Genomic DNA, 26255 nt, shown 5'->3' with positions numbered 1-26255 from the left:
TTAAGAGATTTACACTCACTCAATCGAAAAGACTTGCATTGGTATCCCGCACTTTTTTTGCTTAATTGATTGTAAACTTCGTGCCACATGACTTCCGTTCCACGCAGCAGATAAACTGCTACGAACCACTACACAGCCTGATCTCGTGTTGGGATGATTTTAAAAAAATATTCTAAAAACCCCTTGACAATTGAGTATATATTCAACTATACTATATACAGTTGAGCGTTTGCTCAATTAAAATTTCGGAAGGAGGACTAATTATGTCTGTCAGAAGCGATGTTTGCGATTGTGATGTTATACACGAAGAAACCGTCACCGCAGTAAAAACAAAAATGCTTTCAGATGATACTTTTAATATTTTGACGGAATTTTTGAAAGCTGTGGGAGATGGTACAAGGATCAGAATTTTATGGGCTCTGGATGTCAGTGAAATGTGTGTCTGTGATTTGGCAGTCTTGCTTGGTATGACAAAATCCGCTATATCACACCAGCTACGCACTTTGAAACAGGCAAATCTTGTCAAATTTAGGAAAGATGGTAAGATTGCTTATTACTCTCTCGCGGATGACCATGTGAAAATCGTTTTGGAACAAAGTTTAAGCCATGTAACTGAATAAAATTTAATTATAGGAGGAAAATAACATGAAAAAGTCATTTAGGTTGGAAGGACTGGACTGCGCCAACTGTGCGGCGAAAATCGAAAAGGACATCAAGGCGCTGGACGGCGTAACCGAAGTAACCGTAAACGCTATGACGACTAAGATGGTTCTTGTGGCAGACGACGACAAAATGGACGAGATTATTAAGACCGCTGAAAAAATCGTCAAGAAGCATGAACCTCATGTTGTCGTAAAAAAGGCGTAAACATTTACCGGCAATAATTCCAGCTTTTGGCGTAACACTTCAAAGCGATACGCCAAAAGCGAAGGAATTTAAAAAATTCAAATTTTTTTGCGACAATAGTTGAGCGTTCACTCAATGTTACTCGTCATTCTCTTATAGCAAAGATAAGAAAGGAGTTCAATATGAACAAGAAGCTTGTAAGAATTATCATAGCAGCGGTTATTTTCGTAATCGGGCTGCTAGTAAAAACCGACATTGTTTGGCTTAGTCCCGCTATCTTCATTGCCGCCTACATTGTAGTGGGCAGCGAAGTCGTAATAAAAGCCATCAAGAATATTATGCAAGGCCAAGTTTTTCAGGAAAGCTTTTTAATGACCGTGGCGACCGGTGGCGCACTTATCATTGGGGAATATCCAGAGGCCATTGCCGTTATGCTGTTTTATCAGGTTGGCGAATATTTTCAAAGTTATGCCGTTGCGAAGTCGCGGAAATCCATTGCAAGCTTAATGGATATACGTCCTGATTACGCAAATGTTAAGAGGGGCGATGAATTGGTAAAAGTCGACCCTGACGAAGTTGCGATTGGCGATATCATCGTTGTCCGTGCTGGTGAAAAAATCCCGCTTGACGGCAAGGTGCTTGACGGCAATTCAATGATTGATACGTCCGCTTTGACCGGCGAATCTGTTCCGCGCGAAGCTGGTGTTGGCTCTGATGTTTTGAGCGGCTGTATCAATGTGAACGGCGTACTGACGATTGAGGTCACAAAAGAATTTGGGGAATCGACGGTCAGCAAAATCCTTGATCTCGTGGAAAACGCCAGTAGTAAAAAGGCGAACACCGAGAATTTCATTACAAAATTTGCACGAGTTTATACTCCGATTGTTATGGCTGCCGCACTGTTGCTTGCAATTATCCCGCCTCTGTTCTTTGGTGGTACTTGGGGCGACTGGATTTACAGGGCTTTAACTTTCTTAGTGGTTTCCTGCCCTTGCGCTCTGGTTGTTTCTATTCCACTCTCCTTCTTTGGCGGTATCGGCGGCGCGTCAAGGCGTGGTGTGCTTGTTAAGGGTAGCAACTATTTAGAAGCTTTGGCGCAGACTGAAATCGTTGTGTTTGATAAGACGGGGACATTGACAAAAGGCGTATTTAAAGTACAAGAGGTAAATGCTATCGGCATTTCCGAAGCAGAACTGCTGGAACTTACCGCACATGTTGAGAGTTATTCCAATCACCCCATTTCACTCTCTTTGAAAACTGCTTATGGGAAAGATATTGACAACGAAAGGATTACGGATGTTGAGGAAATCGCAGGCCACGGCGTCAGCGCAACGGTTGATAGTCGTAAAGTTTTCGCAGGAAATACAAAACTCATGCAAAAAATCGGCGTTAAATTTTCTCAAGACGAAATTATTGGAACAGCCGTACACGTTGCTGTTGATGGCAAATATGCGGGATATATTGTAATTGCTGATGAGGTTAAGGAAGATGCAGCGGAAGCGATTAGATTGCTAAAAAAGGCAAATATCCGTCAAACGGTGATGCTGACGGGCGACGCCAAGAGTGTGGGAGAAAAAGTTGCCAAGGAATTGGGGTTAGATAAGGTTTACACAGAGCTTCTTCCCGGTGACAAGGTAGATAAAGTAGAGGAACTGCTGGCTCAAAAATCAGCTAAAGGCAAGCTGGCCTTTGTAGGCGATGGGATTAATGACGCACCAGTTTTAGCTCGTGCCGACATTGGTATTGCGATGGGTGGCTTGGGTTCCGACGCGGCTATAGAAGCCGCCGATGTTGTAATAATGACCGATGAGCCGTCCAAACTAGCTACAGGTATGAAAATTTCACAGAAAACGCTAAGAATCGCACAACAGAATATATGGCTGGCTTTGTCGATAAAAGCAATTGTGCTTGTACTCAGTGCACTCGGTTTTGCTACCATGTGGGAGGCTGTGTTTGCAGATGTTGGTGTGACGGTTATAGCGGTATTGAACTCTTTCCGTGCTTTAAACACAAAGAAATTATAATCAGGTCAAAAGCCTGTTGTATCGGAAGCGATAAGTAAAATGTTAATTGTCCTGATTGCCTTGTTAGTTGGGATTTTGTGAACTTGCTTTGGTAGCGCAGTTGCTATTATAACAAAAGAAGTTTTCTGAAAATATGGCGAATTGCCTTTTAGTTTTCGCTGGTGGCGTAATGATGAGCCTTGTGTTCTTTGAGCTTATGCCGGAAACTTTAGAGGTATCAAATGTGTGGATGGTGGCCGGCGGCATCCTCATTATTCACTGAGATAAGGGGCAAAGTGAGAATCATTATATGAAGATTATTTTATTCGGTTTATTGGTGAAAGCAGTTGAGCTATTGAGCGCGATTGAATTAAAGCATAAACAGAAAATATGTTGTATGGAAAGGTGTGTGGCATGAAAAAGCAATGGCTTATCACAGGAATCTTGGCAGCAGTTGATCAAACAATAAAACTGCTGATAGCTCATTTTGCGATAGATAAGATGATTATCTGGATACCGAGTGTTTTGCGTTTTGAGCCTTTCCAGAACACAAATTTGAATTGGTTTGCAAGTATGGCTAATTTTAAGACTCCTGTAATCGGAATGATCTTTTTACAGATAACGGCTATAGCAGGATTGCTTTTATTCTATCGATTCCAAACATATAAAGTTGGTGCAAAGAGTCGCTTGTTGAGTGGAGCATTCTGTTTTGCATCTGCTGGCATATTATGTTCATTTATTGATGTAGTGTTCTGGGGCGGCAGCCTTGACTTTATTGGTTTATTCAATTGGTTTATTTTTGATACAAAGGACGTATTTCTGAACACGGGATGGATTTTGGCTCTAATTTGGACGTGGCGGCATGAAAAAAAGCTAAAAAAGTCTTATTCAAACGATCTCAATACAGAAGATATAGCTTTTGCTATATGGTTTCGGAGCGGATGCAAACTCCTTCCCAACACAACGTCTGAATATACCAGAATATAAAATATATAAACACAATTGAGAGGTGGTCACAGTGAAGCGAAAAGAAAATAGAAACTTGACGGGCATATTTCGTATCGGTTTGGCCACCCTTGTTGTGATTTTACAACTTTTATTTATCTATTTTATCATCAATATACTCAAAAACTATGCGGTATATTTTTATGCACTCATTCAAATTATAGCGGTAATAAACATCTTTATTATGGTGAGCAAAAGTAAAAACACATCTTACATAATCGTATGGCTTATTATAATATTTATCCTTCCGGTTTTCGGTTATTTCCTATATCTCTTATGGGGTCGTTCCGATGTGTTCGGACGATGTATAAGAAATAATCGAATAAGAGCGGCTATCCAGCACGGTTCCATGTATTTATATAAGGACCCGGAAGTTTACGCCGAACTCGATCAAATCCATCCGTCAAGAAAAAGAATAGCAGGATATTTAGGCAGGAAAGGATTCCCTCTTTATAAAAATACAACGTGTGAGTATTTCTCGCTTGGCGAGTATCAATTTGAAGCAATGATAAAGGATATTGAAAACGCTGAAAGATACGTTTTCTTGGAATATTTTATTTTAGATAGTGGGGAGCTTTGGGACAGGATTTCAGAAGTATTGATTCGCAAAGCCGAACAAGGAGTGGAAATACGGCTGATGTTCGATGACTTTGGGAGTATTGTTACAGCACCAGATAATCTGATTAAGGCTCTTAACAGTCACAATATTCAGGTGTTGCGTTTTAATCCAGTTCATCGGTATATTTCATCCTTTTGCTTCAATTGCCGTAATCACCAGAAAATTACGGTCATAGACGGCTGCGTTGGGTATACAGGGGGAACGAATCTTGCTGATGAATATGCCAACATATACCCAAAGCACGGCCATTGGAAAGACACGGCAATCCGGCTTGAAGGCGACGCGGTTTGGGGTCTGACCTCAATATTTCTTCAGATGTGGGATGCTGAAAGTGGAGGAACTACAGATTACGAAGCTTACCGGTCTGTAGTGAACTACGAGGGTCAAGGCTTCTATCAACCATTTTCAGACGGGCCTTCAAATAATCCCGATAACCCTGCCGAGGTTATGTACCGCACGATGATATATAATGCAAAGAAATATGTTTATATATCTACCCCCTATCTTGTCATTGACAACTCCATGAAGGAAGCGTTGTGTACATCCGCACAGGGAGGTACAGATGTCAGGATTATTACTCCAAAGATATGGGATCATTGGTATGTGCATATGGTAACGCAATCGAATTATGGAGAGCTGCTGGAATCGGGTGTTAGAATCTATGAATATACCCCGGGGTTCATCCATGCAAAGACTATCATAAGCGATGATGATCATGCCATTTGCGGAAGCATTAACATGGATTACCGGAGCTTTTATCTCCACTTTGAAAACGGTGTGTGGATTTGCGGATCGCCTGTACTCCAAGACATAAAAAATGACCTCCAGCAAACATTTGATGTTTGTGAAGAAATAAGTCTTGATGAATGGCGTCGCCGTCCCTGGCACATAAAATGCGTTCAATCGTTCCTTAGATTGTTTGCTGTATTCTTTTGAGATTAATTTGTTATGAAGTCAAAAGAATAGCACTCATGTTGTCCCTATCATCTTGGCAATTTCAACGGATCTATAAGACGTAGTTCATCCCAATTTGCCGGAAATCGAGGGAATGTATCTATCCACGAAAATGACGGATATAAAAGGTAATTACCGTTATTTGACTGAATTGGAGTGCTTAAAAAAGAACAGAGAGCTGTTCTATCAGTATTGCTTTAAGGAACTGAAGCTATGTATATGGCAAAAGCAGAAGGAAGAAATAGAGTGAAGGTGTTATAAAATACCTGTTCAATGCATGAAGTTTAACGATGCATAGAGAAAGTCCAGTAAAAATAAAAATAAAGCCAAGGGCAAACCCATCAAAAGATGGGGACGCAAAGCCATAGGGTCTAAGGTGCTTTACTGCGCTATGATAGCCTGGCTGCCAAAAACCATGCGGAGCCTGCCCTCATTCAAAGGGCAGGCTCTATATCTGTCTGTCGGTTTTTGACGGATAAACAGGATATCGGGATACCGGCTTTCGCCATGCTCCGGCGAGAGGGGTATCCTATGGGGTTTTATACTTATAAGAGGTGGCAATAGAGCAGACAGAGCTCGTACATATTACCCACCACCCAAACAATCTCATATTGTAATTTTGAAAAAGTCAGCATTTCGCCATGGGCGCAGTGCTGACTTTTTTCTTTCGACAAAAAAATCTATACTCCGACCATATTTACCATATTCAGGGGAAATGTGGCATGTTTCTAATATAAGCAGGTCGTTTCCACGCTGCCGCTCCCCTCCGCTTCTGACATTTTGACTCACCATCAAAATTTCAGAAAACGGAGGACAAGCCATATGGCAGAAAAGAAAGAGTATCAAATCAAAGTTCAGGGGCAGCTCGTCCCTGTCACCGAAGAAGTCTATTTAACATATTACCGCATGAAACGCCGTGAACTACATCTGGAGGAAAAGGACGCAGCACATGGTGTGTTTTATTACAGTGCCTTGGATACGGAGGAAACCAATGGTGAGGATGCGATTTCAGATCTCTCTTCTCCCCGTGTGGAGGATATTGTCACGGACAAGCTGATAGCCGAAAAACTCCACTTGTGCCTTTCCCAGCTTGCCAAAGAGGAACAGGAACTGATTTTTACTCTGTTTTTTAAGAATAAAAGCGAGCATCAACTGGCAGCGGAAACTGGTATCCCGCGCATGACAATCCACGACCGAAAGGTTAAAATTCTGCGTACTTTAAAAAAACTTATGGAAAAGTAAAAATTTTTCCGTCCAACCCCCTCACGAAACCGGATTAGTAGTGAGGGGGTTTTTCTCATTCCCTCCATGGTTCCTTGAAAACTTAATATCCGATGACCTGAACACGTTAGCTGACGGACCCCGAAAGGGTAAAGCGACCTCGGAGGATGCGCCAAGACCACCTGTAGGCAGGCAGCAAGAAAAGTGAAATCACTCATTTTTCTGTTCGCTCGTTTCTTCCTGCTCCTATCAAAGACGGCCAAATAAGGTGCAAAGCGGTACCCATCCGACCGGAAAACAGGCTGTGGCGGCCTGTCTCGCAATGATCCCGTCAGCCTATAATGATACTTTTGCTCCGTCATAGCCCCCCGCGACCGGGGGATCACGCAATGAGAGCAACCGGCAGAGATCCTGGCGGGGGTGAAATTCCCATGATGCGGCGAAGCCAGCCGCAGTTCAGGCCATCGCCTTTGTTGTGCAAGACTCATACGCTTTGCACAGTGCGCTTGGGGAGTAGTGTCGAATTAAGCGCCTTGATTATAAAAAAAGACTTAATGTCAGAAGCGATGGGGATCGCTCTGCTTATACAGCAGGGCGATCCCTATATTTGTGCCATTAAGAAAAAACAGAGAATCTCGAATCAAGGAGGTGTAAAGTTTGAACACGATGAAGCAAGGCATCAGCCGCGGCGATATTTACTACGCCGATTTAAACCCCGTTATGGGCTGTGAACAAGGGGGCATCCGTCCTGTACTTATCCTGCAAAATGACATAGGCAACCACTACAGCCCCACCACCATCGTCTGCGCCATCACCGGCAAGCCGAAAAAGCCCTTACCCACCCATACGGCTATTGCCGGGGCGGGCAGATTGTCCAGAGAGTCCTTTGCACTTCTGGAGCAGATACGCACCATTGACCGGACTCGACTTCGGGGCTGGATCGGCAAACTGGATGAACAGGAGATGGAAGAAATCAACCAGGCACTTTCTATCAGCATCGGACTTAGTCCGGCGCTTTTTTTATGAAGGGGGGAATTTTTATGAGCAACAAAACAATCATGTTTGAAAAATACCCCGATGTAGTCGAGGTAAATCAATTACGAGAAATGCTCGGAGGCATCAGCCGGAAACTGGCTTATAAATTGCTTTCGGAAAAAGAGATACATAGTGTTCGCATTGGACGGACCTATAAGATTCCCAAAGCATGCGTTATTGAATATTTACTGAGTGAAGAAATGTGCCATATCAAGATTGGTTGATATGGTTTTTTGCTTATTATTGGCCCAAGACCGTAGAAAAATCCGTTGGGTTGCTTCCGCGTAAAACAGTAGCTATCCCATGCCTTCTGTGGTATTGTGATGTTGTCAATGGTAGGCAAATACGCTGTTATTTCAAAGGAGGATAACCATGATAACAGGCTGCCTACAAGAAAAAAACAATACTTTTTATGCTGTCCTTTATATCAAAGTAGACGGAAAAAGAAAAACCAAATGGATTCCCACCGGACTGCCGGTAGCGGGAACCAGCGACAGAAAAGCTAAAAAAGCCTTTGACCAAATTCGGTTGGAATACGAACAGGAGCAGGAAGAAAAGGAGCGTCGGGAGGCCGAGGAACGGGCCAGAGAGCTGATCGAGGGCAAACGTAATCCCCATGCGGAGGTGCTGTTTACCGACTACCTTCAAAAATGGCTGATACAAGCAAAGCCCACGATAGCCAAAACAACATTCAAAGGCTATCAAACCATGCTGGATGGGCGAATCAGCCGGTACTTTACTGAACTGGACATCACCTTGGCGGAGGTTACTCCACAGCATATTCAGGACTTTCATCAATCAATTTTTGATGAGGGTCACACACCGAATACGGTCATCCATTATCACGCAGTCCTCCGCAGAGCATTGCAGAATGCGGTGAAAAAGGAGATCATCGGCAGTAACCCCGCTGACAGGGTAGACAGGCCAAAGAAGAATGTATACCATGCTCAGTTTTATTCCGCAGAGGAAATGATGGCGCTGTTTGATGCGATATCAGATGATCCCTTGGAGATTTGTGTGAAGCTGGCAGCTTACTATGGCTTACGCCGAAGTGAAGTCCTGGGATTAAAGTGGGATGCGATCAACCTCGAACAAAAAACCATCTCCATCAAGCACAAGGTGATTGAGGACACGGTAGATGGCAAATCCATAGCGGTCGGGGAAGATGTACTGAAAACCAAGTCCAGCTTCCGCACCCTTCCGTTACTGCCATCGGTGGAAAAGCTACTGCTTGCAGAAAAGGAAAAGCAAGAAATGTATCGAAAGCTGTTCAAGCGCTCTTACTGCCGGGATTACCTCGACTACATCTGCCTCGACCAAACAGGGAAGCTCATGCGCCCTAATTATGTGACGGATCACTTTAGCTGGGTGCTTGAAAAAGCCGACCTCAAAAAAATCCGGTTTCACGATTTAAGACATTCCTGCGCCAGCCTACTGCTTGCAAATGGGATATCAATGAAGCAAATCCAGATATGGCTGGGGCACAGCACATTTTCGACCACAGCGGACATTTACTCTCATCTGGACTTCCACGCACAGATCGAATCTGGCTTGGTTATGGATGGGATGTTTGAAAGAAACTAAGTGGCAGAACCTACTGGACTTGCAGCGGTCAACTGATTTTCTACGGACTGCTTTATGGGAATACGGAAAAGCCTTATAGAGTGAGGACTCAGGCATATCCGTTTTCTACACAAACAAAAAAACGCCCTCAAAAGAGAGCGTAGAAAAGGTAAAAAAATGGAGGGCCTGTTGCGGACATTGACCGCAAACAGGCCCCTGGCGGAGGCGGTGAGATTCGAACTCACGTGCCCGTGAGGACAACCTGATTTCGAGTCAGGCTCGTTATGACCACTTCGATACGCCTCCATATTTATTTTAATACACCAAGCCCCGCGTAGAAGTCAAGGCAAAGTGTAGAAAAACCGTAGAAATCGCTAAAACACTAAATTTTCAAAATCCCGCAAACCCACGGAAACTCAAGGGTTTCCGGCATTATCAAGGCAACTGACCGAGTGGATTTCGAGTCACGCCTCTTGGACCACTTGAGTACTCCTCCGTATATTAAGTTGTTTTATCTTCCACTATACGCCGCTCGGAATTTGAGCAAACATATAGAGCAAACATGATAAGCGACAGTGGAACCTAGCAGGGCAAAAGTCCCATTATATCAGGGTTTTTGAGAACTCCCTTGGCAAAATCGTCAAACCTTTTCGAGTGAGTATTTGTGAGTTTTCACGAGTGTCATGTCGGTGCTTTTGGGTGTCGCTCGGAGCGGGCAAATGGCGTAACGGTACGGGTTTGAGGGCTGTGATGCTTGCTGTATGAGGCTTTGCTCAAAATGCTAACAAAAGAATATTTTCCGGATATTTGTTAGCAAGGTGTCAGCATTTTACCCGAAATGCTTTTTCTTTAATTCCGATAGAGCCTTTCTTGCATCTATAAGTTGTTCCTCGGAACAATACTCAGCCTCAGCTTCCGTTATGGCTGTATCAAGCTCATTATCCAATTTTAGTTGCTTTTCCTTATCCATCGTCAACCACCTCTGCGGGCATTATATCACATCGTAGGGCTTGATGTCAGAGAATCGTCATAAATATCGTTTTCTCATAACGATTAAAACGATTTCGCTTGTTTTTGGTCGAGTTTTGACGATATAAAATCACCTGTAACACTTGATAAATCAGAGATTTATTTTGCAATCGTCATACACTCGAGAATCGCCGCACACTCAAGCTGATAGACGTCGATGGATATTATAACCAATACGGCGCTGCTGCTGTCCGACCAATGCGAACACAGCATCAAATGTGCCGTTTACGATGGGGTTGGGAAAACCAAATTTAAAGCCCGTAAGGAATTCTTTGGCTCTATACTTAAGCAAATGGATGAGGCTTATGAATATGTGAACCTGAGCAACAATCAAAACTCCACTTTTGACGGCCTTAAGAGGATTGATCATCCGGATTATCCTGCGGAGGCAATTCGCGAGGCTTTGCTTAATGTTGTCATTCATAGAGACTATGATTATTCGGGAAGCATCATTATTAACGTATATGAGGATCGCATAGAATTTGTGTCCATAGGGGGACTTGTTAAAGGGATAACCGTAATTGACATTATGAACGGCGTGTCTCAGCCTCGCAATCCTATTATTGCGGATGTTTTTTACCGCTTGGAGCTGATTGAAAGCTGCGGAACTGGTATTAAAAAAATCTTCGAGAGTTATTCAGAAGCTCTGCGAAAACCCGAAATTCAACCTGCTCCAGCCTCCTTCGTTATTACGCTTCCGAACCTCACAGCTCAAACGGTCGTTCTTTCACAAGAGGAACAGAAGCAGGAAATATTGAGGCTGATTACTGATAAGGGAGACCTGTCCCGTAAGGATATAGAGTCAAATTTATCTATTACCAAGCAACTTGCGATCAAGCTATTAAACGAGTTACTTGAGGAGAGAAAAATTAAAAAATCCGGCATGGCGAGATCTGTCCGGTATTTATCAGATAGAATGGGGTGATTTATGCTGATTTATTTTACCGCTGACCAGCATTTTGGTCACGCTAATATTATAAAGCATTGTACTCGGCCATTCGATTCAGTCGAAGAAATGAATGAATACCTATTGGCTCAATGGAATAACAGCGTTGGTGCGAGCGACACAGTTTATATTCTCGGTGACCTGTTTTTCCGTAATGTGGTGTCGGCGGATGAATATTTGAGTGGACTTCATGGCAAAAAACATTTGATTAAAGGCAACCACGACAAGGATTGGATGAAGAAAGTCGACTTGGACAAGCACTTTATAAGTGTATCCAGTCTGCTTGAAATCAGCGACGGCTCACACAAAATCACGCTCTGCCATTACCCGATGATGACGTGGAATGGCATTGCCAAAGGCAGTTATCATATTTACGCCCACATACATAACAATACTGACGCCGCCTATTTTCAGCTGCTCAAGACCATGCCGAACGCCCTAAATGCGGGTGTTGATATCAATCATTTCAGACCTGTTACCTTTGCTGAACTGGTTAAAAACAATCAGGAGTTTAAGGATAGCGTCATATAAAAATGTGATTTTTTACACTAAAATATATATAATTATGTGATTTGAGCCACCCTTCGAGGCGGTTTTTTTATGTCCTGAACATGACTGAGGGAGAGAGATTATCGGTGCATTCATAGAGTAATTACATAGCTGTTCGACTTTCGCCGGACAGTTATATTTCCGCAAAAGTATCTAAAAATAAAATATTTATATGGTTATAACCGTAAAACTGTTTACTCGACATGCGTCTTAGGGTATACTATTGGAAAGGAAGGTGATTAGTTTGATTCTAAGACCCATGTATATTGAAAAAATTATGCCCTATGTGGATACGCCCTTTGTCAAAGTCCTCTCCGGTGTCCGTCGCTGCGGCAAATCTACAATTGTGAAAATGATTGCTGAAGAACTCCGGGGGCGCGGTATCCCGGACGAAAGAATACTGGCGTATAACTTCGATTCCTTACAGCATGAGGACATAAAAACTGCAAAGCTCTTGTATGATACTGTGAAGGGGCAACTGTCAAAGGACGGCAAGACCTATCTGTTTTTAGATGAAATCCAGGAAGTAAAGTCATGGGAGAAGGCCGTCAATTCCTTTATGACAGATTTTGATGTGGACATTTATGTGACAGGCTCCAACTCCCGCATGATGTCCTCTGAAATATCCACCTACCTAACAGGCAGGTATATTTCTTTCCGCATTTTCCCGCTTTCCTTTGCGGAATACTTGTCGTTCCGTAAAGAATATACTTCCCTAGGCGACATTCGGCTGGAACTTGCGCGTTACCTCCGGCTGGGCGGCTTTCCTGCCGTCCATTTGCAGGAATATACGCCGGACGAAGCCTATACGATTGTGAAGGATATTTACAACTCCACCATATTCACGGATATTGTAAAGCGCAATCAGATACGCAAGGTAGACCAGTTAGAGCGCATTGTCAGGTTTGCTTTTAATAATGTTGGCCGAACATTTTCAGCCTCATCCATCGCCAAGTATCTGAAAAATGAACAGCGTTCCATCGACAATGAAACCGTCTACAATTATTTGAGCAAACTGGAAAGCGCCTTTATCCTGCACCGCTGTTCCCGCTTTGATATTCAGGGCAAGGAAATCCTGAAAACTCAAGAGAAATTCTTTTTATCTGACCCTGCTTTCCGTTACAGTGTTCTCGGCTACACGCCGGACAGCGTGGCTGCCATGTTGGAGAACCTCGTATACCTTGAGCTTTTGCGGCGCGGATATGAGGTAACCATCGGCAAGCTCGACAATGCCGAGATAGATTTTGTCGCCACAAAGCAGGAAAATAAGCTGTATATCCAGATTGCCGAGCGGATTGAACGCGAAGAAACACAGCAGCGGGAGTACGGCAGGCTTCTCGGTATCGCAGATAATTACCCCAAATATGTACTCCTTGCAGATGAATTCGCAGGTGGAAATTATCAGGGCATTAAAACCATGCACATTGCGGATTTCCTGTTGAGTGAGGAATACTAAAACTAAATATCAGCTTCTTACCTAGCTGTCCGGCTTTGAAAACCGGGCGGCTTTTTCTATTGAAGGAGGATACAATGCACTATTACGACAACATACCAGCGCAGTTGCGTCGGCAGCCGCATTGGGTGGCGTGGGGCATCCTTTGTGGAGATTTACAGCACAGGGCGGTATTTCACCGTCACCGGCAATGTGATGTGCGGCATCAAGCCCATTGCGACCCGCACAGCCGAATTGCAGGCCGTCCACGATAAGTTCCTGCTGCCCGACTCGGCGCAAAGGGTTATCCGGCTCCCCACTGCCGCCCCTGTTCCGAGTGCCGCGCAGGATCGGTTCCTGCATACCGGGCTGGAGCGCGACAAGGTTTTTCGGGCGCTTTGGAACGGTGAGCGGTGGCAGCAGAGCCGCAGACAGAAAAGGAGTTATACTAGATGAAAGAATACAGTAGGGAATGGCTTGGCTATGTGTGCGTCCAAACGAATAGCCCAAAAAGCCTGTAAATAGGCGGTTTTTAGAAAGGAGTGGATAGAACCATGAACGGAACAAGCGAAAAAACAGCACCGTTCAAAAATGGCGAAAGCCTGCAATCCCTTGAGATTGCAGGCTTCCATGTGGCGGAGCGAGTGGGATTCGAACCCACGTGCCAGTAAACCCGGCAAATGCATTTCGAGTGCACCTCGTTATGACCACTTCGATACCGCTCCGTATATAGTTTAACCGCCGAAGCGGAAAAACGCTTTTAAGAAAAATGATCTTCCTCGCAAGTATTCAGTTATTCCTGTTCCCCAGAAATTCCCGTTTTATAAGGTTTGCTGGTTCCGTCTATCCTTCTCTATCTCTTGCTTCGAAAAAAACCTTTTAACAGGCGGGCGCTTTCTTCTTCCAGGATACCCGTTATGATTTCCACTTTATGATTCCACAGCTGATGCTGGAGAACATTTAGGACGGACCCCACAGCCCCTCCTTTAGAATCATCCGCTCCATAAACCAGCGTTTCTATTCTGGACTGAATGATTGCTCCCGCACACATCGGGCAGGGTTCCAGCGTTACATACAGAGTGGCGCCGGATAGGCGCCAGGCTCCCAGCTTTTGAGCCGCTCTTTTTATTGCCAGCATTTCGGCATGCGCAGTTGGATCCTGGTTCGTTTCCTTTTCATTATGGGCCAAGGCCAATATTTCCCCATTTTTGACAATTACAGCTCCGATTGGGACTTCGTCCTTCTCCAAAGCTGTCTCTGCTTGTTTTAAGGCTAGACGCATCCAGTCTTCATGCTTCATCCTTTTGCGTCTGCTCCTTCTTTATTTCTTATGATTGCCTTGTCTGTTCACTGTCTAATTTCAATGGTGACCTCGGGAGGACTCGAACCTCCGCAAGACAGGGTTTAGGAAACCCCCGCTCTATCCGCCTGAGCTACGAGGCCATGATTTCAGCACACTTCTACCCAAAAGTATAGGATTACTTAGTAAAAAAACCAGCTGATCTGGTTAAAGCAAATGGCGGAGGGGGTGGGATTCGAACCCACGGCCCCTTTCGGAGTCGCCGGTTTTCAAGACCGGTTCCTTAAACCGCTCGGACACCCCTCCATCGAGACGAAAAAAAGTATACCATATTTCAAAACGTAAAACAACTAATCATAACGGTTCATGATCAATTTTTTTTACGTTTTATTCAATATACTCTACACCCATATATGACCACAATGCTTTTGGGACTCTGATCCGGCCGTCTTCCTCCTGGCAGTTTTCCAAAATGGCCGCAACCGTACGGCCGATTGCCAGCCCGCTGCCATTAAGAGTATGCACAAACTCCGGCTTTTCCTTCGGTCCGCGCCGGAACCTGATGTTTGCCCTGCGGGCCTGAAAGTCTTCAAAGTTGCTGCAGGAGGATATCTCCCTGTAGGTATTAAAGCTTGGCAGCCAAACTTCAATATCATAGGTCTTGGCTGAGCTAAAGCCCATATCTCCTGTTGAAAGCGCCACCACCCTGTACGGAAGCTCCAGCTCCTGCAAAATCGTTTCCGCACTGTTGGTCAGCTCTTCTAACTCTTCATACGATTTCTCGGGCAGCGAAAATTTAACCAGCTCCACTTTATTAAATTGGTGCTGTCGTATGATTCCCCGGGTATCGCGCCCGGCCGCCCCGGCTTCAGCCCGAAAACAGGCACTGTAAGCACAGTGGCGGATCGGCAGCTTCTCGGCTTCCAGTATTTCATCCCGATATAAATTCGTTACCGGCACTTCTGCCGTCGGAATTAGAAAATACTCCGTATTCTCTACTTTAAAAGCATCCTGCTCAAACTTCGGCAGCTGTCCTGTGCCAAACATGGAATTGCGGTGGACCATAAACGGAGGGAAGATCTCACTATAGCCTTTCGCTGTATGCCTGTCCAGCATAAAGTTGATCAAAGACCTTTCCAGCTTTGCCCCTAAACCTTTATAGAAGGTAAATCTGGCTCCGGTAACTTTACCACCACGGACAAAATCCAAAATATCAAGGTTTTCTCCCAGTTCAAAGTGCGCCTTTGGTTCAAATTCAAACTTTTTGGGTGTTCCCCATTTCCGAAGCTCAATATTATCGTGTTCATCTTTGCCAACCGGGACTGTAGAATGAGGAATATTAGGGATAACATAAAGGATTTCTGTCATTTGCCGGTCAATCGTGTTCAGGTCGCTTTCCAGGGCTTTGATCCTTTCCCCTTCTTCCCGCATTTCTGTAACAAGCTGATCCGCATTTTCTCCCGCTTTCTTTAGCTTGCCTACTTCCTCTGATACTTTATTGCGGCGAGCTTTCATCTTTTCCACATCAGCGAGAATTTTTCGTCTCTCCTCATCCAATTTGAGAAAATCATCAAGATTGATATCCGAATTGCGATGATTTAAAGCTTCTTTAACCCTTTCCGGGTTACTGCGTACCAATTTCAGATCAAGCATCAGATACCCCCCTATCCCTGGTATTCTGCAACAATCTTTAAAAAATATTCATGAATTCTGCTATCCTCGGTCAGCTCAGGGTGAAAAGCACAGGCTAAAATATGACCCTGACGGACAAAAACTATTTTTTCAGCGTATTCAGCCAGTATATCTACCTCTGGTGACACCTCTAAAAGATACGGCGCCCTGATAAAAACTGCCCGGATGTCATCATCCAGTCCTTTAATTTGAAGATCAGCCTCAAAACTGGCCACTTGCCGCCCAAAAGCGTTCCTTTTCACAACAGCATCCAGAAGACCCAGCCGGTATTGTTCACTGCCGATAATTTTCTTACTTAAGAGAATCATGCCCGCACAGGTCCCGAATACCGGCATTCCTTCAGCTGCGGCTGTTATAATATCTTCTCCAAAACCATCAAGCGCCAGCTGTTTACCAATTGCTGTACTTTCTCCTCCAGGTATGATCAGCCCTTCAATTCCCTGGAGATCGCTTGATGTCCGAACCTCAATCACTTCACAGCCCAGCTTCTCAAGAACTTTGCGGTGTTCACGAAAAGCGCCCTGGATGGCCAGGACGCCAACTTTCCTTTTCATCTTACCAGCCACGCTCCTGCATTCTTTCAGAGTCCGAAATTGTGGAAATTTCTAAGCCGGGCATTGCTTCGCCGAGATCTTCCGAAAGCTCAGCCAGCATCGCCGCATCCTTATAATGAGTTGTCGCCAAAACAATTGCCCTGGCCCTTTTGGCGGGATCGGCCGATTTGAAAATACCGGAACCGACAAATACACCATCACAGCCCAATTGCATCATTAAAGCTGCGTCAGCCGGGGTGGCAATACCGCCCGCTGCAAAATTGACGACAGGCAATTTGCCGTTTTCAGCCACAGCTAAGACCAGGTCATAAGGAGCACCCATTTCTTTCGCCGCGGTCATTAATTCCTCTTGAGGCATATTGGATAATCGACGAATATCGGCCATTACTGCCCGCATATGTCTGACTGCTTCAACGACATTTCCTGTTCCGGGTTCGCCTTTCGTTCTGATCATTGCCGCACCTTCGGCGATCCGGCGAAGTGCCTCTCCCAGATTGCGGGCACCACAAACAAAAGGAACTTTAAAATCATGCTTATTAATATGATAGAGGTCGTCCGCCGGAGTCAGCACTTCGCTTTCGTCAATATAGTCCGCTCCTAATGCCTCCAAGACCTGAGCTTCAACAAAATGCCCGATTCTGGCCTTGGCCATGACCGGAATGGTGACAACCTCCATAATCCTTTTGATAATGGTTGGATCGGCCATCCTGGCTACCCCGCCGGCTGCCCGGATATCGGCCGGTACTCTTTCCAGTGCCATGACAGCGCAAGCTCCGGCTTCCTCGGCTATTTTAGCTTGCTCCGGTGTCGTCACATCCATTATTACTCCGCCCTTAAGCATTTCTGCCAAGCCGGTCTTTACTTTCCAAGAGCCTGTCTCTGTTCCCATGATCAATGCATCCTCCTAAAAATATAGATAAAATTCTTTAATCCCGGATCAATCTTTAATCTTTGCTTACAAACTTAGCCAGTGCAACGACTTTATTATCTTCCCCGGTTTTCATCGCGGTTACTCCCTGAGCCGATCTTCCCTGAACCGATATCCCACTGACTTCTTGTCTGATGACAATACCGTCATCGGTAATGACCATTAATTCCTCTTCGGAAGTAACAACTTTGATCCCGGCCAGCTTACCCGTTTTCTTATTTACCTTATGGCCTATTACACCCATCCCGCCGCGATTTTGAATTCTAAATTCATCCAGCCTTGTCCTTTTGGCAAAACCGTTCTCGGTCATCGTCAAAAGTTCCATATCTTTATCATAGCCGCCGATAACATCGACTCCGACAACATATTCTTTCTTGCCCAGTTTCATCCCTCGTACTCCTCTGGCCGTCCTGCCCATCGGGCGAACATCATTTTCCGGGAAACGAATGATCTTTCCGGAAGGAGTAGCCAGCAAAATATCATCCTTGCCTTTCGTTTGTCTCACTGCGATCAATTCATCATCATCATCCAGAGTAAGGGCAATTAAGCCGTCTTTTCTCTGAGTATGATATTCCTCTAAAGCAGTCTTTTTGATAATCCCTTTGCGGGTCACAGTAAGCAAATAAGAGTCATCCTTAAAATCTTTCACAGCTATCGTCGCCGTAATTTTTTCGTCCTGAGAAAGGTTAAGCAAATTGATCATTGCCGTCCCTTTGGCTGTCCTGCCGGCATCAGGTATTGCGTGGGCTCTCAGTCTGTAGACCTTGCCTTTTGTGCTGAAAAATAAAATGAAATGATGGGTTGAAGCAATAAATAATTTTTCGACAAAATCACTTTCACCCGTAGACATTCCGGTGACGCCGCGGCCACCTCTTCGTTGGCTGCGGTAGGTAGTCAACGGCAGTCTTTTGATATATCCTTTATGGGTGACAGTGATCACAACATCCTCGTCGGCAATCAGATCCTCAATATCCATCTTAGTGGTATCAATAGTAATGATTGACCGGCGCGGATTATCATATTTAACCCGGATTTCTCCCAATTCTGTTTTGATGATCTCCCTGACCATCTTGTCGGATTGCAGAACGGCCAGATGATAAGCGATCTCATCACTTAATTTCTGAAATTGAGCATCCAGTTTTTCACGTTCCAGACCTGTCAGTCTCCGTAAGCGCATATCTAAAATAGCTTGGGATTGTCTTTCACTGAATTCAAACCGGGTCATTAATCTTTCTCTGGCTGTTTCATCATTTTTGGATGAACGAATAATCTCAATGACTTCATCAATAAAATCCAGAGCCTTTCGCAGGCCTTCCACAATATGGGCTTCATCCTGGGCCTTTTTCAACTCGAAATGAGTTCTTCGGATAATGACTTCTTTTTGATGAGCAATGAAATACTCCAGCATAGCTTTTAATGTCAATGTTTTAGGAGTACCATCAACCAGAGCCAATAAATTAATCCCAAAGGATTCTTCCATCTGAGTATGTTTATAAAGCAAATTCAAGATGATCTGGGGATTGACATCCCTGCGCAGCTCAATAACTATCCGCATGCCTTTACGATTCGATTCATCACGCAAATCAGTGATGCCGTCAATTTTCTTTTCCTGAACAAGCTCAGCTATTTTTTCAATCAGTCTGGACTTATTGACCATGAAAGGAATTTCCGTGACGATGATTTGCATCTTATTGTTTTTTTCTATTTTTTCAATAATAGCTTTGGCCCTGATTTTAACTGATCCCCGCCCTGTTGTGTAAGCCTTTTGAATCCCTTCGGTACCCATTAATAACCCGGCTGTGGGAAAATCGGGTCCCTTAATCAATTTTAAAAGTTTTTCAGTTATTTCCTGATCGCTGTCCGGAGCTTCCGCCCCCTGCTGATCAATCAGATAATTTACTCCGTCTATTACTTCACCTAAATTATGGGGGGGAATATTCGTGGCCATACCAACAGCAATGCCTGATGAACCATTGACCAGAAGATTGGGGAATTTAGAAGGCAAAACTGAAGGCTCTTTTTCCTTTTCATCATAGTTTGGTCCGAAATCCACCGTATCTTTATCGATATCGGCCAGCATATAGGTAGCCAAGCTGGCCATCTTCACTTCCGTATAACGCATGGCCGCGGCTGAGTCACCGTCAACTGAACCAAAGTTCCCATGCCCGTCAATTAGAGGATAACGGCTGGAAAACTCCTGTGCCATTCTCACTACCGCATCATAAATGGAGGAATCCCCATGAGGATGGAATTTCCCCATGCAATCCCCGACCAGCCTGGCTGATTTACTGTATGACTTACTGGGGACCATTCCCAAATCATGCATGGTATATAAAATTCTCCGGTGAACCGGTTTCAACCCGTCCCTGACATCAGGCAGGGCTCGACTGGCTATGACGCTCATGGAGTAAGCCAAGAATGACTTTTTTAATTCATCGGAAATATCGATCGGTAAAACTTTACCTTCAAAAATATCCATAGCTTTTGACACTCGCTCCTTTTCCTAGATATCCAGGTTTTTTACATCCTTAGCATATTTTTGAATATATTCTTTTCGGGGATCTACCTTATCTCCCATAAAAATGGTAAATAGTTCTTCCGCTCTACGGGCATCTTCCATTTTTACCTGAAGGATCGTTCTGGTTTCAGGATTCATTGTCGTTTCCCAAAGCTGTTCCGGATTCATTTCTCCGAGACCTTTATAACGCTGAATCTCAACTCTTTCGCGTCCTATCATCTCTAAAATATGATTGAGTTCCTCATCACTGTAAGCATATTGGATTTCTTTGCCTTTTTTAATTTGAAACAAAGGAGGCTGAGCGATATAGACGTAGTTATTTTCCAGTAATGGTTTCATATAGCGATAAAAGAAGGTTAGAAGAAGTATTCTGATATGGGAACCGTCAACATCCGCATCTGTCATGATAACGATCTTATTATAGCGGGCTTTTTCCAAATTAAAATCATCAGAAATTCCTGTACCCATAGCCGTAATCATAGCCCTGATTTCTTCATTAGCTAAGATTCTATCCAAACGAGCCTTCTCCACATTAAGGATTTTTCCCCGAAGAGGCAAAATGGCCTGAAATTTTTGATCGCGGCCCTGTTTTGCCGAACCTCCGGCGCTATCCCCTTCCACAAGATAAATTTCACAAAATTGCGCTTCTTTCCAAGCACAGTCCGCCAGCTTTCCGGGGAGGGAGGTACTGTCCAGAGCATTCTTTCTCCGTGTCAAATCTCTCGCTTTGCGGGCAGCCATTCTGGCCCGGGTAGCTTGCAAACCCTTTTCCACGATTTTTTTAGCGACTGAAGGGTTTTCTTCACAAAACGTGGACAGCCCATCACCCAATATCGAATCAACGATAGACCTCATTTCACTGTTGCCGAGCTTTGTTTTGGTCTGCCCTTCGAACTGAGGTTCTCTGACCTTAACGGAGATAATCGCCGTTAATCCTTCCCGGACATCCTCACCACTGAGATTGTTTTCATTGGCCTTTAAAATATTATTTTTACGGGCATAATCATTAATTACTCTGGTCAGAGCGGCTTTGAATCCGGCTTCATGTGTCCCGCCCTCTGTTGTATTAATGTTATTGGCATAAGAATAAATATTTTCCGAATATCCATCATTATATTGAAAAGCGATTTCTACAATATTTTCCTCTTTTTGCGCTTCAAAATAGATGGGCTTAGGTTGTATGGCATCTTTGTTGCGATTAAGGTATTTCACATAATCAACAATTCCGCCGCTATGTTTAAACAATTCACCGGCACCGGTCCGTTCGTCTTTTAAAGCAATGCCTATATTCTTATTTAAAAAAGATAATTCTTTCAGCCTTTGTTCCAAAACTTCATAATCATAAATGACATCTTCAAATATTTGCGCATCAGGTTTAAAGGAAATTTGCGTTCCCGTTCTGCCCTTATATGTCCCTGCTTCTTTGAGGTCATAAAGGGGCTTTCCTCTTGAATACTCCTGCTGATACCGAATTCCGTTGATTTTAACCTCTACCTTCAACCACTCCGACAAAGCATTGACAACACTCATCCCGACACCATGCAAACCGCCGGATACTTTATAAGCATCCCCGCTAAATTTACCTCCGGCATGAAGAATAGTCATTGCGACTTCCACAGCGGGTTTCTTCATTTTAGGATGAATGTCAACCGGTATTCCACGGCCATTATCTTTAACGGTTATACTGTTGTCATTATGAATGGTCACTTCAACATTATCGCAAAATCCGGCCATAGCTTCATCGATACTGTTATCAACAATCTCATAGACCAAATGATGAAGACCCCTGCTGGTTGTTGAACCAATATACATGCCAGGACGTTTTCGTACGGCTTCCAAACCTTCAAGCACTTCAATTTGTCCGGCATTATAATCCGCTGCGGGTGAATTTACTTCAATTTCTTTATCAGATGCATTTAGCAAAATCAATACCCTCCCAAGATTATCCTTTAACCTTATTATTATACTATAAATATTTACATCCCGTAAACAATAATAGCCTCTCTTAAGCCTAGAGAGGTCGTTCCTGGAAATGGCGCATTTCCTTTTCTTTATTCGATCCCTATTTTGCTGAATGATCTTTTAAGCAAAGTAAATGACGAAATCGGTGAAATGTAATTCCCTGAGGTTGTGATAATTAAAGATTTTTCTTTTCCCCCCTCATAAATCCTATGAATGTCGTTATTTTTTTGCATGGATTTGAGCATTTGTTTAGAAATCTGACTATTTGAAATGGCTTCCAAATCAAGGATTGCAATAATTTTGTCTTTTTTGACCATATAATTGGCACCTATATGGATAAACATCAGGATTCCCTCCTTATTGTCCCCTGTTTGACGATGTACACAGCTGGGTCTTTTTGTTTTTCAATTTGACCAAGGTCGGTTGTCGTGATCATGGTTTGTTTATTTGAATTACTGATGTATTCCATCAGATACTCCCTGCGTCCTTCATCCAGTTCAGACAAAACATCGTCCAGCAGCAAAATGGGATATTCTTCTTTCTCTTTATTTATTATTTCCATTTCTGCTAATTTCAAACAAAGAACCAGTGATCTTTGCTGCCCCTGTGATGCATAATACCTTGCTGAGCGCCCGTTTATATTTACTATTATATCATCTCTGTGTGGTCCAACAAGCACTGCCCGCCGTTCTATCTCAGCATCCCTTTGTTTCTCTAAAGCCTCGGGGAAATAGGCCAAAGCTTCATCAAGGCTCTTTCTACCAAGAGAAACATACTGTAAATCCATATTTTCATGGCAGCCGAAGACCTTACTGAACATTTTACCACATTGGTTCTGAAGTTTTTCTGTCATTTCATATCTATTTCTGATCACCCGGCTCCCAGTCTCTAAGAGCTGTTCATTCCAGACCAGAAGCTGGTCATTCGCCGCAGCTTTATTCAGACTTCTTTTCAAAAGAATACTTTTTTGTTTAAGAATCCTGATATAGGTATTTAACAATGAAATATGTGCCGGTTTGACCTGAATAAGCAGAAGATCAATAAATCTACGCCTTTCCAAAGGACCGCTTTTAATGATGTTCAAATCATCAGGCGTAAAAAAAACCACATTGATCATTCCTACGTATTCCGATAATTTTTGACAAGCCAGCTGATTAATTTTTATGGCCTTTTTTCCTTTTTCGTAATAGCTTTCTAAACAATATTTACGCTCATAGGCTTCAAAGTTCGCTCTCAGGTAAAAATTTTTCTGTCCCCAATAAATAAGCTCACTTTCTTGATTTACCCGGTAAGATTTTCCCATTAAAAGATAATAGATTCCTTCAAGGACATTGGTTTTTCCCTGTCCATTGGAACCTACTAAAATGTTAATCCCATTTGTAAATGTTATTTCCTGTTCACTGTAATTTCTGAAATTTTTGAAGTAAAGATTATGGATTAGCATATTCCTAATTTCTTAATGGTAAAACCAGGCATAAATAATCCTGATCATTTTCCGGTCTAAAAATACACGGATTAACCGCACCTGAAGTTTCCATCAAAATATTTTCGCTATCAATGATTTTTAAAAGATCCAGAACATATTTTGAATTAAATGAAATCGAAACATCTTCTCCATCCTGATTGATCTTCATTTCTTCATTGATTTTACCCGCTTCTGAAAACTGATTGATTTTCAAGACAGAGTTTTCCACATTTATCCTTACTGAACCTGTTTTAATTAAATTATCCTTTGATAACAGGGAAGCTCTTTCAACCATGTCTGTGAAATTCTTGGTATTGATCAATAACTTCGTATTGCATTTTTGAGGAATGACTTGTTTATAATTGGGAAACTGCCCATCAATTAATCGAGCTTGAAGCTGAATTGATCCGAAATTAAAAAATACTCGCGACTTGGAACAATATATCGTTAAGTCATGATCATCCTGTAATAATCTATAGATTTCCTGCATGGATTTCGCCGGAACTATACCTTTAAATTTTTGCTTATTGCCGGGTATCTTGGCTGTACGATAAGCTAAACGATGAGTATCTGTACCAACCAAGGCCAGATTATCTTCTTCCAGATGGAGAAGGAGCCCTGTAAAAACAGGCCTTGTCTCTTCAGCAGCACAAGCAAACACTGTTTGCCTGATCATATTTTTAAACAGGTCGGCAGGCAGCTTTATTTCATCCTCAACAGGAACATCGCCTATTTCAGGAAATTCTTCCGGATCATAACCATTAATGGTAAAGCTGGATCCTGAATAATTAATATTTGTAATATGATCAGTCGATTCTAAAACCACATCACTATCCGGCAACTTTCGAACGATTTCAGAAAACAATCTGGAAGGTAAAACGATTGTCCCTTCTTCAATAATTTCTGCATCAAAACTGCTGCGAATGCCTAATTCTAAATCCGTCGCCTCAAAACAGAGCGTATTGTTTTCAGCCCGGAGTTTGATTCCTTGCAAAATCGGAAGTGTATTTTTGGCTGAAACGGCTCTTTGAACAGTATTTACTCCAGTCAAGAGATCAGTTTTTGTAACTTTTATTTTCATCAAAAAGACTCCTCAGGAATATTTTTTTCGCATCAGTAATATGATTAATAGATTAGCAGTAGTAGTAGTATAAGTCGTTTTTTTGTGGATATCCGCAATTTGCCTTAAATAATGGGGGGTTGAGCGGTAGATTAACAGCATGAGAATCTTGTGGATATCAGGTTGATTTAATCTTATTAATAATTTCATTAATGCTTTTTTCTACAAATGGATCGTGTTCTTTCATCTCAGAAATTTTGTCAAAGGCGTGAATAACCGTCGTATGATCACGGCCGCCAAATTTTTCTCCTATTTGAGGAAGTGAACAATCTGTAAGCTGTCTGGAAATATACATGGCTACTTGTCTGGGAAAAGCAATGGTTCTGGTTCTCTTTTTTTGTTTTAATTCATTTACAGACATTTTATAATGTTCAGCAACGGTTTTTTGAATTAATTCTATAGAGATAATCTTTTGATTTCTGTTTGGTATCATATCTTTCAGGATTTCTTCGGCCAATTCCACCGTAATAGATTGATTTGTCAGCATGCAAAATGCTGTGATTTTGCTTAAAGCTCCTTCGAGCTCTCGAATATTGGATTGGATCGAAGATGCGATAAATGTGATGATTTCATCAGGAACAATATAATTTTCCAGTTGGGCTTTTTTTCTCAAAATGGCTATTCTTGTTTCATAGTCCGGCGGATTAATATCTGTGGTCAATCCCCATTCAAAGCGGGACCGGAGCCTTTCTTCCAATGTAGGGATCTCCCGGGGAGGACGGTCTGAAGAGATAATAATTTGTTTATTCGCTTCATATAAAGTATTGAAGGTATGAAAGAATTCTTCCTGGGTACCTTCTTTACCTGCTAGAAACTGAATATCGTCAATAAGAAGCAAGTCTACCTTACGATATGTATTTCTGAATTCAACCTGACGTTCATAACGAATAGAATCGATCATTTCGTTGGTAAATTGTTCTCCTGTAACATAAACGATTTTCATTTCCGGAAAATTTCTGTTAATGATATGGCCGATGGCATGCATGAGATGTGTTTTTCCCAAGCCGCTTCCTCCATATAAAAATAAAGGATTATATGATTTAGCCGGGGATTCGGCAACGGCCAAAGCTGCGGCATGGGCGAAGCGGTTTCCGTTTCCGATAACGAAGGTATCAAAAGTATATTTTCTGTTGAGAGGGTGTGACAAAATACCGAATTTCTGGTCATTGCTTTCAATGATTTCGGGCTGATAATTTTGTTCCTGTTCGACAACAAAGGTTAGAGCAACTGGTCGATTCAGATAATTTTGAACCGTGGATTTAATTAAAGCGGAATACCTGCTTTCCAACCAGTCTTTGGCGAATTCGTTAGAAACACTGATGGTCAGGCGGTTGTTGACAAAGCTGACTAATTTTGTTGAGGAAAGCCATGTATCAAAGCTTGCCTTGGAAAGTTCATTTCTGAGCTTATCCAAAATATTTTCCCAGAATGCGTTTAAATATGTGGAATTGGGGCTCATTTGCACCTCCAAATAATAAAAATAACGTAGAGTCGAAAAAAGTTATACACAATCT

24 protein-coding genes, 4 tRNA genes and 1 riboswitch are annotated in these 26255 nt (G+C 43.0%); of the genes, 13 read left to right on the top strand and 15 right to left on the bottom strand.

The genetic code is table 11. The features are described 5' to 3' along the window. Positions 1–263 precede the first annotated feature (263 nt). From SGLY_RS00140 to SGLY_RS00100, 9 genes are all read left to right on the top strand, one after another. A complete protein-coding gene (locus tag SGLY_RS00140) occupies positions 264–620 on the top strand; it encodes an ArsR/SmtB family transcription factor (RefSeq protein ID WP_013623273.1) in 357 nt (118 codons plus the stop codon). Between the two features lie 25 nt (positions 621–645). After that, a complete protein-coding gene (locus SGLY_RS00135; RefSeq protein WP_013623272.1) occupies positions 646–867 on the top strand; it encodes a cation transporter in 222 nt (73 codons plus the stop codon). Positions 868–1028: 161 nt separating this feature from the next. Next, positions 1029–2870, top strand: a complete 1842-nt coding sequence (locus SGLY_RS00130) for a heavy metal translocating P-type ATPase (protein WP_013623271.1) — start codon at positions 1029–1031, stop codon at positions 2868–2870. 393 nt (positions 2871–3263) lie between these two features. After that, complete coding sequence (locus SGLY_RS00125) at positions 3264–3836, top strand: signal peptidase II (protein ID WP_013623270.1); 573 nt, start codon at positions 3264–3266, stop codon at positions 3834–3836. A gap of 31 nt (positions 3837–3867) precedes the next feature. Next, on the top strand, positions 3868–5409 hold the full coding sequence (gene cls / locus SGLY_RS00120; RefSeq protein ID WP_013623269.1) for a cardiolipin synthase: 1542 nt from the start codon (positions 3868–3870) through the stop codon (positions 5407–5409). 339 nt (positions 5410–5748) lie between these two features. After that, a riboswitch (cyclic di-GMP riboswitch) is annotated at positions 5749–5838 on the top strand. A gap of 411 nt (positions 5839–6249) precedes the next feature. After that, positions 6250–6669, top strand: a complete 420-nt coding sequence (locus tag SGLY_RS00115) for a sigma-70 RNA polymerase sigma factor region 4 domain-containing protein (RefSeq protein ID WP_013623268.1) — start codon at positions 6250–6252, stop codon at positions 6667–6669. Positions 6670–7305: 636 nt separating this feature from the next. Continuing rightward, positions 7306–7674, top strand: a complete 369-nt coding sequence (locus SGLY_RS00110) for a type II toxin-antitoxin system PemK/MazF family toxin (RefSeq protein WP_013623267.1) — start codon at positions 7306–7308, stop codon at positions 7672–7674. Between the two features lie 14 nt (positions 7675–7688). Further along, entirely contained in the window at positions 7689–7907 is a 219-nt protein-coding gene (locus tag SGLY_RS00105; RefSeq protein WP_013623266.1) for a helix-turn-helix domain-containing protein, read from the top strand. A gap of 148 nt (positions 7908–8055) precedes the next feature. Then, a complete protein-coding gene (locus tag SGLY_RS00100) occupies positions 8056–9267 on the top strand; it encodes a tyrosine-type recombinase/integrase (protein WP_013623265.1) in 1212 nt (403 codons plus the stop codon). 196 nt (positions 9268–9463) lie between these two features. On the opposite strand, the gene SGLY_RS00095 is transcribed toward SGLY_RS00100, so the two are convergent. Both SGLY_RS00095 and SGLY_RS17710 read right to left on the bottom strand, forming a co-directional pair. Beyond that, a tRNA-Ser gene (locus SGLY_RS00095) sits at positions 9464–9552 on the bottom strand. 523 nt (positions 9553–10075) lie between these two features. After that, positions 10076–10216, bottom strand: coding sequence for a hypothetical protein (locus SGLY_RS17710; RefSeq protein ID WP_242822962.1), 141 nt, complete (start codon positions 10214–10216; stop codon positions 10076–10078). 216 nt (positions 10217–10432) lie between these two features. Between SGLY_RS17710 and SGLY_RS00085 the strand changes: the two genes are divergently transcribed. From SGLY_RS00085 to SGLY_RS00070, 4 genes are all read left to right on the top strand, one after another. After that, positions 10433–11200, top strand: a complete 768-nt coding sequence (locus SGLY_RS00085; RefSeq protein WP_052298583.1) for an ATP-binding protein — start codon at positions 10433–10435, stop codon at positions 11198–11200. A gap of 3 nt (positions 11201–11203) precedes the next feature. Then, entirely contained in the window at positions 11204–11752 is a 549-nt protein-coding gene (locus SGLY_RS00080; protein ID WP_013623264.1) for a metallophosphoesterase, read from the top strand. A gap of 262 nt (positions 11753–12014) precedes the next feature. Next, positions 12015–13226 carry an ATP-binding protein gene (locus SGLY_RS00075; RefSeq protein WP_041444521.1) on the top strand — a complete coding sequence of 404 codons (1212 nt, stop codon included), beginning with the start codon at positions 12015–12017 and terminating at the stop codon, positions 13224–13226. Between the two features lie 144 nt (positions 13227–13370). Next, positions 13371–13658 carry a hypothetical protein gene (locus tag SGLY_RS00070; RefSeq protein WP_041444520.1) on the top strand — a complete coding sequence of 96 codons (288 nt, stop codon included), beginning with the start codon at positions 13371–13373 and terminating at the stop codon, positions 13656–13658. 177 nt (positions 13659–13835) lie between these two features. Here SGLY_RS00070 and SGLY_RS00065 read toward each other — a convergent pair. The 13 genes from SGLY_RS00065 to dnaA form a co-directional block, all read right to left on the bottom strand. After that, positions 13836–13927 (bottom strand) — tRNA-Ser (locus SGLY_RS00065). A gap of 128 nt (positions 13928–14055) precedes the next feature. Further along, positions 14056–14502: a tRNA adenosine(34) deaminase TadA gene (gene tadA, locus SGLY_RS00060; RefSeq protein WP_013623262.1), complete on the bottom strand. Its 447-nt coding sequence runs from the start codon at positions 14500–14502 to the stop codon at positions 14056–14058. Between the two features lie 64 nt (positions 14503–14566). Then, positions 14567–14645: transfer RNA gene (locus tag SGLY_RS00055), tRNA-Arg, on the bottom strand. 74 nt (positions 14646–14719) lie between these two features. Continuing rightward, positions 14720–14808: transfer RNA gene (locus tag SGLY_RS00050), tRNA-Ser, on the bottom strand. A gap of 81 nt (positions 14809–14889) precedes the next feature. Next, positions 14890–16155, bottom strand: a complete 1266-nt coding sequence (gene serS / locus SGLY_RS00045; protein ID WP_013623261.1) for a serine--tRNA ligase — start codon at positions 16153–16155, stop codon at positions 14890–14892. Between the two features lie 11 nt (positions 16156–16166). Next, a complete protein-coding gene (gene pdxT, locus SGLY_RS00040) occupies positions 16167–16748 on the bottom strand; it encodes a pyridoxal 5'-phosphate synthase glutaminase subunit PdxT (RefSeq protein WP_013623260.1) in 582 nt (193 codons plus the stop codon). Between the two features lies 1 nt (position 16749). Next, the gene (gene pdxS, locus SGLY_RS00035; RefSeq protein ID WP_013623259.1) at positions 16750–17637 is read right to left on the bottom strand and encodes a pyridoxal 5'-phosphate synthase lyase subunit PdxS; all 888 of its coding nucleotides are present in this window, start codon (positions 17635–17637) and stop codon (positions 16750–16752) included. Between the two features lie 55 nt (positions 17638–17692). Then, entirely contained in the window at positions 17693–20155 is a 2463-nt protein-coding gene (gyrA, locus tag SGLY_RS00030) for a DNA gyrase subunit A (protein WP_013623258.1), read from the bottom strand. A gap of 24 nt (positions 20156–20179) precedes the next feature. Next, positions 20180–22117, bottom strand: a complete 1938-nt coding sequence (gyrB, locus tag SGLY_RS00025; protein ID WP_013623257.1) for a DNA topoisomerase (ATP-hydrolyzing) subunit B — start codon at positions 22115–22117, stop codon at positions 20180–20182. Between the two features lie 128 nt (positions 22118–22245). After that, entirely contained in the window at positions 22246–22500 is a 255-nt protein-coding gene (gene remB / locus SGLY_RS00020) for an extracellular matrix regulator RemB (protein WP_013623256.1), read from the bottom strand. Next, a complete protein-coding gene (gene recF / locus SGLY_RS00015) occupies positions 22500–23600 on the bottom strand; it encodes a DNA replication/repair protein RecF (protein WP_013623255.1) in 1101 nt (366 codons plus the stop codon). The genes remB and recF overlap by 1 nt, the downstream gene beginning before the upstream one ends. A gap of 4 nt (positions 23601–23604) precedes the next feature. After that, the gene (gene dnaN, locus SGLY_RS00010; protein ID WP_013623254.1) at positions 23605–24702 is read right to left on the bottom strand and encodes a DNA polymerase III subunit beta; all 1098 of its coding nucleotides are present in this window, start codon (positions 24700–24702) and stop codon (positions 23605–23607) included. Positions 24703–24859: 157 nt separating this feature from the next. Next, entirely contained in the window at positions 24860–26200 is a 1341-nt protein-coding gene (gene dnaA / locus SGLY_RS00005; protein ID WP_013623253.1) for a chromosomal replication initiator protein DnaA, read from the bottom strand. Between the last annotated feature and the right edge of the window lie 55 nt (positions 26201–26255).

The sequence above is a fragment of the Syntrophobotulus glycolicus DSM 8271 genome (genome assembly GCF_000190635.1).
GTDB classification, from domain to species: Bacteria; Bacillota; Desulfitobacteriia; order Desulfitobacteriales; family Syntrophobotulaceae; genus Syntrophobotulus; species Syntrophobotulus glycolicus.
This window is presented reverse-complemented; position numbering and strand designations above follow the sequence as displayed.